Source organism: Bradyrhizobium sp. USDA3010, from assembly GCF_056429065.1.
Genome location: NZ_JBWJZD010000024.1, coordinates 120429 through 133817, shown reverse-complemented (window position 1 = coordinate 133817; position 13389 = coordinate 120429). Strand labels below are relative to the sequence as shown.

Sequence of the window (13389 nt, the reverse complement as noted above, 5' to 3'; positions counted from 1 at the left end):
TGGCGGGCGTGGTGTTCGCGGCTGAAGGTGATGGGGTTGGCTTTGCAACCGAATCCTACGCCGCATCAGCGCTTTACACCACGCTCGCCAGCCTCTCAGGCGCCTCTGACGAATAAGACGGGCTAGCAACTCGAAATCGTTATGGACATTGGTTGCCACCGGTTCCCGAAAACTGGACCGCATAGATAAGTTACCCCGGAACTCTTGCGACGTTGATTCCGAAGCCTTGGTGTAGCCGACATGGATGGTGCGGCTTTCGACCTTATTAAATTACCACTCCCGCGAGGCGACACTCTTTGAGTTGGCCTCGATCAAAAAGTACAGAGGACCTTCCCATAGTGGAAGCCAATTGACCGCCGGAAGGTCGTGAACGGTCGTGGCTCGATCGTTTTCCATGTGGCAAATCCGCGACAGTAAGCCAATTGCGCGCCTCAACACGCATTTCGAACTCGCTCTTGATTGTCACGATTCATAGGTTTGGTTTAATGCGACTCGACTTGAGGTGGGCGGGGGATATTGAAATGAAAAGATTATGTTACAGCGCGGCGCGGGTATGCGCCGTCTTCACGGTTCTTTTTGCTAGCAGCCTGCATTTGAACAACGCTGCGCAGGCTCGCCCCGCAATAACCGTTGCACTGAGATCGACCGGTTCGCCCGCTCGGCTGCATTCCTCCGCGGCGCACGTCTACTTGTTTCGCGGATTGTTGAATGTCTTCTCTTTGGGCATGGACGACCTTGCCGTCCAGCTGCGCGCGGCCGGCATCGCCGCGGTTGTCGCCAATCACGCCCAGTGGCGAGGCGTTGCCGACGAAATTATCGCGAACTATCGAGCGGGCCAGCGCGGACCCATTATACTGGTGGGGCACTCTCTTGGTGCGGATGCCGTGATGTCGATGGCCGAGTACCTCGGCCAGATGGGCGTGCCGGTCGCTTTGGTCGTCCCATTCGACGGAACGTCGCCTCATGCGGCGACGGCTAATGTCGCAAGGGTTTTGAATCTGTACAAGCATGAAAGCGCTCGAATAAGCCGCGGCCCCGGCTTCCGCGGCGAGCTAACAAACTTCTATGTCCGCGATGTAAACGTCGACCACTTCAACATCGATAAAAGCGCGGCGTTGCATAGCCTGGTGATACGAAAGATCAGGGCAATCGGGCTCCCTGTCGCACGCCAACGACAACGCCAGAATCCTTCGAACACGGATTTGCCTGCGGCCGGAGCTTCAACCAATTCCTCCCATGGCGCCTAGAAGGCAGCTGGAGTTGGGGTTTGACACTGCATGTGAGGCTTTAGGTCGGTCTCTGTCGGGGCCCGGTGTTCGTATTGTTCTCTTTAGCACTTCAGGCCGGAGGCAGTCGGTGACGCCGTTCAGAAAATTCTCGGTCGCTGTGGCCTTGTGTATCCTGGCGACCGTTTGCGCCGCCTTCACAAAACCGGTTCATATCGTGGCGGTCGGCGCAAGCAATACGCAAGGCTGGTACGTTGGAAAGCAAGGTGCCTACCCGGCCAAGTTAGAGGCTCTGCTGAAAGGGAAGGGCGTCAATGCGAACGTCGTCAATGCCGGTGTTCCCTTCGATACCACGGCTGGTATGCTCAAGCGCATTGATAGCGATGTGCCAAGGGGAACCGACATCGTAATCTTGCAGCCTGGAGGCAACGACAGGCGTTTCCTGGTTACGAAGGAGCAGCGGGCGGCCAACATCGCCGCGATGGAGCGGCGGTTGCGTGATCGCGCCATCAAAGTGATCGTGTACGACGAAGAGATTCCTCCGCAGTATTACGCTTTTGACTTCATTCACCTCACCGCTGCCGGCCATGCTTTCATAGCGTCGCAGTTACTCCCGCGAGTGTTGGCGACGATAGACCGGAGAGCCATCGCGGCCTCGCCGCAGGCAAAATAGAGCCCAGCGACGCCTCCGCCTTGGATTCGAGCGGTCGCACGGCCAACTTATCAGTGGAAACGACCTGCAAGCCCTGTATGATTGTTTCATGTTGGTCGGTGGAATTGTTTCGGTCGAATCTCAGACGCCCGCTAGGAACGGCGGCCTTTCGATGGTCGGCAGAGATGACGCGCCAGCGAAACGAGCCCTTGGGCCACGATGACGCCTGACATTGCCAAGTTCGTGTTTATCATGATGGCGGTCGGTTGGTACCTCATCCGCTACAGATACGCGCGTCGTGCCCGCCGTGAAAAGGTCTTGCGGAGCGCCCGAGGTGCTCGCGAAAACACCCTGCTGCTGATATCGCTCACCGGTCTCGGCATTGTGCCGTTCGTCTACATCGCAACGGCCGCACCTCATTTCGCATCGTATGTCTTCCGGCCGGCTCAAGCCTGGCTGGGCGTTTTCGTGGCGGCTGCGGCGCTGGTCATGTTCCGGCTGACCCATCGCGCTCTTGGTCGGAATTGGTCAATAAGTCTCGACGTGCGGGAAAATCATCACCTGATCACCGACGGGATCTATCGAAAAATTCGCCACCCCATGTATTCGGCATTCTGGCTCTGGGCTGCCGCCCAGGCATTGCTCTTGCCGAATTTGGTCGCCGGTTTCGCTGGCCTGATCGGATTTGGGACATTGTTCTTCGGCCGGGTTGCCAGAGAAGAACAGATGATGCTGGAAACGTTCGGCGACGAGTATCGCGAGTATATGGCACGGACCGGATGCATTATGCCGAGGCTGCTCTGAGCCGGCGATACGAGGTCGGTCTCGCCGGGCCCTGCACGCAAAGCAATCAATCCGTGTCGTTTTTGCCACATCTGGCAAAGAAAGGACCGTCCGAGCGTAAGCCTTGGCACAGCGTTAATTGCGCTGTAGCTGTCAGACGGTATGGTGCTCAGACTCAAGCGGTCAATCTCGGAGATCACGATGTTGAAATTTCTGGTTGCTGGAGTTGCTACATTCGGTTTCATGGCTGTCGCCAGTGCGGCCGACCTTCCTCGTCCGCAGCCGGTCGCCGAGCAGGCTCCGATTGGCAAGATGCCAATTGGCAAGTACCCGGTCGGCAAATACCCGGTCGGCAAGACCCCGGTTGGAAAAGCTCCCATCGTAACGAAGGGCTAGATCGAGGATCGTCCGGACAACGCGCTCCTTCAGCTTTTTTGCTGAAGGCGCTGTTCGGGGGTGATGTCTTGCCCTTAGCGAGGGTCTGAAGGTGCCGAAATCGAATCGGAAACGGGGCGGCCTGCGGCTGCTTGCCGGAATTGGTATCGTCATGGCTTCCGCGACTTTGGAAGCCGGCATTAGTCATGCGCAGCAATTGGCTGCGCAGACCGATCAAGCCCCGCTGCAGCAGGATAAGCCGCGTAAACCGTTGTCAAGGTCGGTCGTGGCAACGGCCGTTGTTGGACCGAGCGCTTCCGTTTCTGGAGCAGACGTCAGGCCGGCGCGAAGGTCTGTAGCCAAAGGGCCATATTACGTGGACTTTCGTGCCCGCACGGCAGCTTCTTACGGGCACGCGTTCGTTTGGTACGGCAAGACAAGTGAGAAGATGGTCGACGTTGCGGGGCTGCACCCGGCGGGCGACGTCCTGCCTTATGTGCTGGGACATCTGACGTGGGTGCCCTCCGAGACGGGAGCAAGCTACGGCGACCTTGACGTACAGTATTTGACGGCCAGCTATCGCGTGTATTTGAGCGAGGCCGACGCGAAGAAAGTCTTTGCGTATATCAAGCATCTTCAGGCGACCTCGCCTCTCTGGAACGCCGAAACGACCAATTGCACGGCTTTTATTGGTCGCATAGCGAGCTTCATGGGTTTGAAGACCCCATTTCATTTGCAGAAGCCCGAGGATTACGTAAACCAGTTGAGAGACATGAACGACGGGCGCCAAACGGTGCAGCTCGCGTCTGATCCTTAGTTCTCCCGCAACTGGGCAAAGCCGCTATCGCGTACGGGCTGGTCGCATTGGAGCAGGCATCCCATGCGAACGTGTAAGCTTCTTCGGGTTGGTTCCATCACGCACAGCGCCCTCAGGCTGGCCTGACTACTTTCGCATTGTTCGACGGATTGCCGCTGTAGTTGCGGCGTAGCCGCGAAGAACCCGTCCTAACTGAGCGGGACGGAGCGATGTTGTTACTTCTTGCCCATCGCGGCGTCGACGCTGATCGGGCCGGGGCCCGAGGTCGCGAGGTAGAGACAGGCGAAGCAGAACAGAATCGCCGCGGTGCCGTTGTTGAGCAGCGGCAGCAACACCGGCTCGGCCGGGTTCTTGAACATGTGGCCGAGGAAATAGGCGAACGCCATCTCGCCCGACAGGATGAACGCGGCGAGCCGCGAGAACAGGCCGATCATCAGGAGCGCGCCGAGCACCAGTTCAAGCCAGCCCGCAGCCTGGATCAACGGCGGGATATTGGCGAAGTAGGCGAGCACGGGAAACTTGAAGATCTTGGCGACGCCGTACTGAAACAGCAGCAGTCCGGTGATGAACCGGAACAGGCTCAGCGCCGTCGGCTGCCATTTGGAAAACATCTGGTCCATTGTCTTAACCCCCTGTTTGACACGCTGGAACATTGCACGAGGCAGAAACACACGGTGTCCGCCACCTGAGTGTGATGTCAACACCTTGCACCTGGAATCATTCCTCGCTCCACGGAAGTTGCGAGAGAACGCACCAGTGACACGGTGACACGCCGCGATGCGTGTTGCGACGCAATCATCGGCTCCGCGCCAGTCCCCGACATGATTATACTGCATAAACATGTCACGGCCTCACTAGTATGCCGCCTACCCGCTCTCCACTCACATTGCTGTCAGACGGGGGGAAAACGCGGGTGCAAAAAAAAGCCGCGTGCAACACGCGGCCTTTTTGCACCAGTCACGTCAAGGTAACTATCGCCACTCGACCTTGGTGATCTCGTAGGCCTTGGCCCCGCCCGGTGCCATCACCTCGACGGTGGTGCCCTTCTTCTTGCCGATCAGCGCGCGCGCGAGCGGCGAGGTGATGGAGATGCGGCCCTTCTTGGCGTCGGCCTCGACCTCGCCGACGATCTGCCACACCGCCTTCTTCTCGGTGTCCTCATCGATCAGCGTCACGGTGGCGCCGAACTTGATGGTGTCGCCGGACAGTTTCGAAATGTCGATGATGTCGGCGCGCGCGAGCTTGTCCTCGAGCTCGGCGATGCGGCCCTCGTTGTGCGACTGCTCTTCCTTGGCGGCGTGATACTCGGCGTTCTCCGAGAGGTCGCCGTGCGAGCGCGCTTCCGCAATGTGTTCGATGATGCGCGGACGATCCTCCGACTGTCGCTTCTTGAGCTCGTCCGTCAGCGCGGCGTATCCGCCCGCGGTCATCGGAACCTTATCCATCATCTTCGTCCTTCGTCGTGCGCGCCCGGCGGCCGTGCACGAATATCCAGTTCAGCTAACGCAGGAATCAGGACGCGAACGCGCCCGGAAGCCCAGTGATTTTCGGCCCCGCTAAGGGCCGTGACAACATCCAATCGCGCGGTGAGTTCCAGCCATTCGGCTAATTGACCGCTTCGGGCCTTCAGCCCGGGCAGCGGTCAGCTTTCGGAAAAGTAACTCTGAAGCGTGCGGACCTCAAGGTCCCCGTCCCGATAGGCCCGGATCCCCCGCGCGGCCGCCACCGCGCCTGAAAGAGTGGTGTAATATGGCACTTTATGCAAGAGGGCAGCCCGCCGCAGCGAACGGCTGTCCGCCAGGGCCTGCGGACCTTCGGTGGTATTGAAGACCAGCTGGACGTCGCCATTGGTGATGGCGTCGACGATGTGCGGACGGCCTTCGAGCACCTTGTTCACCTTTTCCGTCGGCACGCCGTGATCGCTGAGATAGCGTTGCGTGCCCGAGGTTGCCATCACCTTGAAGCCGAGCGAGTGCAACAGGCGCACCGCATCCGCGATGCGCATCTTGTCGTCGCCACGCACCGAGACGAACACCGTGCCCTGCCGCGGCACGCGCGTGCCGCCGCCGAGCTGGCTCTTCGCGAATGCCACCTCGAACGAGCGGTCGATGCCCATCACTTCGCCGGTCGAACGCATCTCCGGTCCGAGCACGGTGTCGACGCCGGGGAAGCGCGCGAACGGGAACACCGATTCCTTCACGCCGACATGGTCGAGCTTCTTCTTCTTCAGCTTGAAGTCGGCGAGCTTCTCGCCGGCCATGATCCGCGCCGCGATCTTGGCGACCGGCATCCCGATCACCTTGGCGACGAACGGCACGGTACGGGACGCGCGCGGGTTGACCTCGAGCACGTAGATCTCGCTGTCCTTGATGGCGTATTGCACGTTCATCAGGCCGACCACGTCGAGGCCGAGCGCGAGCTCGCGGGTCTGCCGCTCCAGCTCCTCGATAGTCTTCGCGTCGAGCGAATGCGGCGGCAGCGAGCAGGCGGAGTCGCCGGAATGGATGCCGGCTTCCTCGATGTGCTCCATGATGCCGACGATGAAGGTGTCCTTGCCGTCGCAGAGGCAGTCGACGTCGACTTCGGTCGCATCGGACAGATAGCGGTCGAACAGCAGCGGGTTCTTGCCGAGCACGGTGTTGATCTGCCCGGTCTTGTCGTTCGGGTAGCGTGCCTTGACGTCGGCGGGTACCAGCTCGGGCAGGGTGCCGAGCAGGTAATCGTTGAGCTGGGTCTCCTCGCGGATGATCTGCATCGCGCGGCCGCCGAGCACGTAGGACGGGCGCACCACCAGCGGCAGATCGAGATCGGCGGCCACCAGGCGTGCCTGCTCGACCGAATAGGCGATGCCGTTCTTCGGCTGCTTGAGGCGGAGCTTGTCGAGCACGCGCTTGAAGCGGTCGCGGTCCTCGGCGAGGTCGATCGCGTCAGGCGAGGTGCCGAGGATCGGCACTTCGGCGGCTTCGAGGGCGCGGGCAAGCTTCAGCGGGGTCTGGCCGCCGAACTGCACGATCACGCCGTGCAGCGCGCCGTTCTTGCGCTCGGTCGCGACGATCTCCAGGACGTCTTCGGCGGTGAGCGGCTCGAAATACAGCCGGTTCGCGGTGTCGTAGTCGGTCGACACCGTTTCCGGATTGCAGTTGACCATGATGGTCTCGTAGCCGGCGTCCTCGAGCGCGAAGCAGGCGTGGCAGCAGCAATAGTCGAACTCGATACCCTGGCCGATGCGGTTCGGCCCGCCGCCGAGAATGATCACCTTCTTGCGGTCCGAGGGTGCGCTCTCGTCGGCCAGCTCGCCCGCGAACGGCCGCTCATAGGTCGAATACATGTAGGCGGTGGGCGAAGCGAACTCGGCCGCGCAGGTGTCGATCCGCTTGAACACCGGGCGCACCCCGAGCGCGTGGCGCTTGGCGGTGACGTCGGCTTCGGTGGTTTCCGTGAGCACGGCGAGCCGCGCATCCGAGAAGCCCATCGCCTTCAGCGTCCGCATCGAGAATGCGTTCGTCGGCAGGCCGTTGCGGCGGACCTTGTCCTCCATCTCGACGATGGCGCGCATCTCCGCCAGGAACCAGGGATCGATCTTGCAGGAGTTGAAGATCTCCTCGTCGGTCCAGCCGAGCCGCATTGCTTGCGCGACCTGCAGGATGCGGTTCGGCGTCGGGGTGCCGAGCGCGGCGCGGATCGCGTTCTTGTCGTCGCCGCGGCCGAGCCCCTCGATCTCGATTTCGTCGAGGCCGGTCAGGCCGGTCTCGAGCCCGCGCAGGGCCTTCTGCAGGCTCTCCTGGAAGGTGCGGCCGATCGCCATCACCTCGCCGACCGACTTCATCGAGGTGGTCAGCGTGGAGGAGGCGCCGGGGAATTTCTCGAACGCAAAGCGCGGAATTTTCGTGACGACGTAATCGATCGTCGGCTCGAACGAGGCGGGGGTGGCGCCGCCGGTGATGTCGTTGGCGATCTCGTCGAGCGTGTAGCCGACCGCGAGCTTGGCCGCGACCTTGGCGATCGGGAAGCCGGTGGCTTTCGATGCCAGCGCCGACGAGCGCGACACGCGCGGATTCATCTCGATCACGACCATGCGGCCGTCGACGGGGTTGATGCCGAACTGGACGTTGGAGCCGCCGGTCTCGACCCCGATCTCGCGCAGCACCGCCAGCGAGGCGTCGCGCATGACCTGGTATTCCTTGTCGGTCAACGTCAGGGCCGGCGCGATGGTGATGGAATCGCCGGTATGCACGCCCATCGGATCGAGATTCTCGATCGAGCAGATGATGATGCAATTGTCCTTTTTATCGCGCACCACCTCCATCTCGTACTCTTTCCAGCCGAGCACGCTTTCCTCGATCAGGACCTCGTTGGTCGGCGAGGCGTCGAGCCCGCGCTCGATGATGTCGAGGAACTCTTCCTTGTTGTAGGCGATGCCGCCGCCGGTGCCGCCCATCGTGAAGGAGGGCCGGATGATCGCGGGCAAGCCGATTTCCGACAGCGCCATCAAGGCCTCGCCGAACGCGTGCTCCTGATAGCGCTTGCGGCGTTCGTTCTCGCCAAGCGTCCACTGCCGTTCGAGTTCTTCCAGCGCCTCGCCGGACAGCTTCTCCCGCTCGGCAAGGTATTTGTCGCGGTAGGACTTCTTCAGCGCCGAGGCGTTGGCGAGCCGCGATTTTGGCGTCTCCAGCCCGATCCTGGTCATGGCCTCGCGGAACAGCTGGCGGTCCTCGGCCTTGTCGATGGCGTCAGCGGTGGCGCCGATCATCTCGACGTCGAACTTGTCGAGCGTGCCCTGCCGGCGCAACGAGAGTGCGCAGTTCAGCGCGGTCTGGCCGCCCATGGTCGGCAACAGCGCGAAGCCGCCCGGGATCACGTTGCGCTCTTTCTCGATGATCTTGCCGACGATCTCGGGGGTGATCGGTTCGATATAGGTCGCGTCCGCCAGCTCCGGATCGGTCATGATGGTGGCCGGATTGGAATTGACGAGGACGACGCGGTAACCCTCTTCCTTCAGAGCCTTCACCGCCTGCGTGCCGGAATAGTCGAATTCGCAGGCTTGGCCGATCACGATGGGACCGGCGCCGATGATCAGGATGGTGGAGATGTCGGTTCTTTTGGGCATCAGCTCTCGCGGACTGGAATTTGGGCACAAAAAAAGGGCGCGCGTCCCGCGCGTCCCTCGAGCCATGCGCTACATCTTGTAGCGCCGGAAGCGCGATCCCTCGCGCGCGGGTGGTCTTTAGACCAGTTTCCGCACCTGCGAAACCCCCAAAAACGCCCAATCAACCGCGATTCTGGGGGAAATGGCTCATTCGAGGGGGCGATCGGGGCGCGGGATGGGTCTTGCCGGCCCGGCTTCGCCCTGCGGGCTACGCCGCTTCAGCCTTCGCTACAGAAAAGCTTGCCGAGCCGAAGCTGCGTGAGCAGCGAAGGCTGGAGGCCCGGCCTGGAGTTGAACCAGGATAAACAGTGTTGCACCACTGCCGCGTCGACGCTTCCGCCACCGGGCCGAGTGGATCATTGCTGATTATTTCAGCGGCCGCTACGTTTACTTTTGGTTAACCCTAATATGTCGTTCAACCTCTGATCAGTGATGGGCCACGAACGTCATCCGCCACGGATTGTGCCCGATGTTGCGCGGCGCGCGCGTGGCGTCAAAGCCCGCGGCGGCGAGCTTCGCGATCATCTCGTCTTCGCGGTATCGCTGCAGCCCGATCCTGGTGCGCAGCTGCCGGTAATCGGACAGTGCGGTTGAGGCGAGCCCGATCAAGGCATCGCGCAGGAAGCCATGGGTCGCCGCAAAGCGCAGCAGCGCGATGACGTCCCTGGCCATGCCGACTTCCGGCCGCAGGATATCGCCGAGCACGAAACGGCCCGAGGGTTTCAGCAGGCGGTGGATCACGTCGAACGCGGAGTCGAGCTCGTGCGGCGTCATGTATTGCGCCACCGAGTTCATCACCACGAGGTCGATCGAATCCGCCGCCATGTTCTTCAGTTCATCGAGCGAGCGGACGCGGATCCTGGTGTCGTATGCGAAGCGCGCGACCAGGCGGCCGCGCACGCCGGGCGCCGGCTCCGCCAGATAGAGCTGGGCGCAGGCATTGGCGACCTTCGCCGCCGACAGCGCCTCACCGCAGGCATAGTCCAGCACCACGGCGTCGGGCGAGGTGATGTAGCCGATGATGTCGTTTGCGATGACCTGGAAATGCAGGTCGCGGTGCAGTCGGCTGGCATAGATCGTATGCGTGGAATCGTAATAGTCGATCCATTCATCCATCGCGTTTGGTATCCGGCAGAACGGGTTCCTGACTTCCAGGAACAGGTGGGCTGATGATGCGTTAGCGGTCCGGCGGCCAATGTTCAATGCGCCGAAATACGGGGGTTCCTAACAGGAAGGTCCAACGTGAGCAAAGCCAAGAGTGACGCTAAGACTGACAAGATCTCGCCCGATCTCGATACGCCGAACGATCTCCCGCAATCCGCGGTGGATACGATCTCGGCCTCGCTCAACACGCTTCTGGCGGACGCCTTCGCGCTCTACCTGAAGACCAAGAATTTTCACTGGCACGTCAGCGGCCGGCATTTTCATGATTACCATTTGTTGCTGGACGAGCAATCGGACGCGATCTTCGCGACTACCGACCAGCTCGCCGAGCGGGTGCGCAAGCTCGGCGGTGCGACGCTGAGGTCGATCGGCGATATCGCCAAGCATCAGACCATCAAGGACAATGACGAGGACTTTGTCCCGCCGCGCGAAATGCTGCGCGAACTGATGGAAGACAACAAGCACATGGCGGCAGCGATGCGCAAGGCGCACAAGCTCGCCGACGACCACGAGGATTCCGGCACCGCCGGCCTGCTCGAAACCTTCATCGACGAAACCGAGCGCCGCACCTGGTTCCTGTTCGAGGCAAGCCGCCAGGAAGGCAGCAACGCGGCGTAGCTCTACATACACGTCGTCCCGGCCTGGTGCGCAACTGCGCACGGGGGCCGGGACCCATAACCACCCTTGGCAATTGTTGCGCGGCGCTGGAGCCCCAGCGCGATGCGACAACACGATCCCGTGGCTATGGGTCCCGGCCTTCGCCGGGACGACGGACAGGATGCCACAGCCGCACCAGCGGTCCGTTCTTGCCCATCACCGGATCGGTGGCGGGGATGGCCACCAGCGGGATCGTCTTCAGCGCCTTGACGTGGTTCTCCGGCGTCGGCCGTTGCAGGTCCATCGGCGGGCCCGGCGGATAGGCGCCGACCACGCTGAAGTCGCCGCTCGCCGACAGGCATTGATGCCCGGTGCCGGCCGGCAGGATCGCGACGTCGCCGGCCGCAATCTCCAGCGCACGCCCGCGCTCGCCGCCGAACTGCACCCGCGCGCTGCCGCGGGCGACGCCCAGCACCTCGTGCACGGTGGCGTGGTAATGCGCGAAGTCGTAGACGCCGTTGCGCCACATCGCGCCCCAGCCATTGTCGCCGAACAGCTGCTCGATCGTGGCCTCGGGATTTTTGCCGACGTCGACCGCGGCCTTGTAGACCAGGAACGGCATCGGATTGTTCGGCACCAGGCCGTCGTCCTGAAAGACGATAGTCAGGGGTTCGGCATCCTTATTCACCACCGGCATGGCGGCTCTCCAGCGTTGCGAGGGGCGGTGATATCAAACCGTCGGTCCGGAAACCGTTCCCGCTAGATCTTGAACTTCAGCACCTCATCCTTGAATTTGAGCCCATGCCCCGGCCGCTCCGGCGCCGTGATCATGCCATTGGCAATCTCCGGCGGATCGACCCAGAGGTCGTCGATCAGGGCCATGTTCTCGCACCAGATGCCGTTCGGGATGGACGCCAGCAAGTGCACGTTGAGTTCGGGGAATAGATGCGGCGCGATGGTGATGCCGAACGTGTCCGCAAGCGCCGCGATCTTGCGCAGGTCGGTCATGCCGCCGCGCATCGGGTCGGGTTGCAGGATCGGCAGGCAGGGATTGAGAAAGAACGGCCGCAGATCGTAGCGCGTGAAATGCGTCTCGCCGCCGACGACGCGCATGTCGAGCGCCGCCGCGATGCGCTGATAGCCGGCGAAGTCATCGGCCGGCACCGGCTCCTCGAGCCAGTAGATATCGTACTTCTCGAACTTGCGTCCCATCTCGATGGCGACATCGGCGCTCCAGCCCATGTTGACATCGATCATGATGTCGATGTCGGGCCCGAGCGCCTCGCGCATGCGGCGCACATTGTCGAGGTCTTGCGCGGGCGTGTGAACATGCGCGACCTGCATCTTGATCGCCTTGTAGCCCTGCTTGACGAAATGCAGCGCCTTCTCGATCATCCCGTCGCCCCCGGCGCCGCGGAAGCATCCGGAACCATAGATCGGGATTTCCGAGCGATAGTGTCCCCACAGCCGGTGCAGCGGCAGGCCGGCGCGTTTTCCCACCGCATCCCACAGCGCGATGTCGAGCGCCGACATCGCCATCGCGGCGATGCCGCCGCGGCCATACGTCATCGTCGCCGTCCACAGATCGCGCCAGATCGCCTCGATCGCGGTGGCATCCTTGCCGATCACGCGCGGGATGATGCACTCGTCGAGACAGGCCGCGATCGACTGCATCGCCGGGCGGAACACGAACAGATAGCCCATGCCGGTGATGCCGCCGGAGGTCTCGACGTCGCAGATCAGGATGTCGCGCGTCGCGCCCAGCGCTGCGCCCTTCAGCCAGCGATCGTCGGCCCAGGGCAGCCGCAGCATTGTGACGCGGATGTCGCGGATGGTCATGTCTGGATTGGCTGAGGTCATCGGACGTTTCCTTCCTTCCAGGCCGGATCATGTTGCCTGATCTCGGACCGGGAAACTCAATCACAGAGCACTGCCGCCAATCCAGCGCGCTTCGTCATGCCTCCAATGCGCCAGGACGCGATTGCCTTCAGGGGCTTTTGGGAAGCTCGAACACCATGCAAGTCGTGGTCGCGTGCGCGATCAGCTTGCCGTTCCCATCGGTGATGCGGCCTTCGGCGGTCGCGGCGCGACGGCCGGCGTTGAGCACCCGGCCCTCGGTGCGAATCTTGCCGGTGTCCTGGCTCATGCCGCGGACGAAGGAGATCTTGAACTCCAGAGTGGTGTAGCCCGAACCCTTCGGCAATGTTGTCTGCACCGCGAGCGCCATTGCGGAATCGAGCAGGATCGCGACATAGCCGCCGTGCACCGAGCCGATCGGGTTGTAGTGGCGCAACCCGGGGATGCTGTGGATCACCACATGGCCCGACTCGGCGGTGCAGTCGAACGGTTCGACGTTCTCCATGATCGGCGGCTCCGGCAGGGTGCGGGCGAAGATGCCGCGCACGAAGTCGAGCCCGGGCATTGACGCCATCACCTCGATCGAGGAGACGCCGTATGCGGGCTTCGGGGTGACGCTGTCGGTCATGTCGGGCAATCCTGCTGCGTGATGATCGTCATCATATGACGAGTAGCTTGGCAGTGTCCGCTCATGCAAGGCGTGACAAAAGATCATGCCCGGACCAGGTGGTCCGGGCATGCGGTAATCCATGAAGGGCTGCGCTGACGGCTG

13 protein-coding genes and 1 tRNA gene are annotated in these 13389 nt (G+C 62.0%); 6 read left to right on the top strand and 8 right to left on the bottom strand.

Going from position 1 to position 13389, the window contains the following annotated elements:
* The first annotated feature begins 485 nt into the window (after positions 1-485).
* From AC066Y_RS29920 to AC066Y_RS29900, 5 genes are all read left to right on the top strand, one after another.
* The gene (locus AC066Y_RS29920) at positions 486-1247 is read left to right on the top strand and encodes a thioesterase domain-containing protein (protein ID WP_478276994.1); all 762 of its coding nucleotides are present in this window, start codon (positions 486-488) and stop codon (positions 1245-1247) included.
* Positions 1248-1356: 109 nt separating this feature from the next.
* Entirely contained in the window at positions 1357-1899 is a 543-nt protein-coding gene (locus AC066Y_RS29915; protein WP_478276993.1) for an SGNH/GDSL hydrolase family protein, read from the top strand.
* A 198-nt stretch (positions 1900-2097) separates the two neighbouring features.
* Positions 2098-2682, top strand: coding sequence for a protein-S-isoprenylcysteine O-methyltransferase (locus tag AC066Y_RS29910; protein WP_478276992.1), 585 nt, complete (start codon positions 2098-2100; stop codon positions 2680-2682).
* 180 nt (positions 2683-2862) lie between these two features.
* Entirely contained in the window at positions 2863-3057 is a 195-nt protein-coding gene (locus AC066Y_RS29905; protein WP_092126756.1) for a hypothetical protein, read from the top strand.
* Positions 3058-3148: 91 nt separating this feature from the next.
* Positions 3149-3853 (top strand): hypothetical protein, encoded by a 705-nt coding sequence (locus tag AC066Y_RS29900; RefSeq protein WP_478276991.1) that lies wholly within the window; start codon positions 3149-3151, stop codon positions 3851-3853.
* A 215-nt stretch (positions 3854-4068) separates the two neighbouring features.
* On the opposite strand, the gene AC066Y_RS29895 is transcribed toward AC066Y_RS29900, so the two are convergent.
* The 5 genes from AC066Y_RS29895 to AC066Y_RS29875 form a co-directional block, all read right to left on the bottom strand.
* Positions 4069-4473: a DoxX family protein gene (locus AC066Y_RS29895; RefSeq protein WP_478276990.1), complete on the bottom strand. Its 405-nt coding sequence runs from the start codon at positions 4471-4473 to the stop codon at positions 4069-4071.
* 351 nt (positions 4474-4824) lie between these two features.
* Positions 4825-5298: a transcription elongation factor GreA gene (gene greA, locus AC066Y_RS29890; RefSeq protein ID WP_157113323.1), complete on the bottom strand. Its 474-nt coding sequence runs from the start codon at positions 5296-5298 to the stop codon at positions 4825-4827.
* A gap of 197 nt (positions 5299-5495) precedes the next feature.
* On the bottom strand, positions 5496-8960 hold the full coding sequence (gene carB / locus AC066Y_RS29885) for a carbamoyl-phosphate synthase large subunit (protein ID WP_478276989.1): 3465 nt from the start codon (positions 8958-8960) through the stop codon (positions 5496-5498).
* 312 nt (positions 8961-9272) lie between these two features.
* Positions 9273-9348 (bottom strand) — tRNA-OTHER (locus AC066Y_RS29880).
* 77 nt (positions 9349-9425) lie between these two features.
* Entirely contained in the window at positions 9426-10115 is a 690-nt protein-coding gene (locus AC066Y_RS29875; protein ID WP_478276988.1) for a class I SAM-dependent methyltransferase, read from the bottom strand.
* Positions 10116-10241: 126 nt separating this feature from the next.
* Here AC066Y_RS29875 and AC066Y_RS29870 point away from each other — a divergent pair, with 126 nt between their 5' ends.
* Positions 10242-10781: a Dps family protein gene (locus AC066Y_RS29870; protein WP_478276987.1), complete on the top strand. Its 540-nt coding sequence runs from the start codon at positions 10242-10244 to the stop codon at positions 10779-10781.
* A gap of 124 nt (positions 10782-10905) precedes the next feature.
* Here AC066Y_RS29870 and AC066Y_RS29865 read toward each other — a convergent pair whose 3' ends face one another.
* From AC066Y_RS29865 to AC066Y_RS29855, 3 genes are all read right to left on the bottom strand, one after another.
* Positions 10906-11457, bottom strand: coding sequence for a hypothetical protein (locus AC066Y_RS29865; RefSeq protein WP_478276986.1), 552 nt, complete (start codon positions 11455-11457; stop codon positions 10906-10908).
* Between the two features lie 62 nt (positions 11458-11519).
* Entirely contained in the window at positions 11520-12620 is a 1101-nt protein-coding gene (locus tag AC066Y_RS29860) for a mandelate racemase/muconate lactonizing enzyme family protein (RefSeq protein WP_456720837.1), read from the bottom strand.
* Between the two features lie 127 nt (positions 12621-12747).
* Entirely contained in the window at positions 12748-13245 is a 498-nt protein-coding gene (locus tag AC066Y_RS29855; protein ID WP_478276985.1) for a PaaI family thioesterase, read from the bottom strand.
* Between the last annotated feature and the right edge of the window lie 144 nt (positions 13246-13389).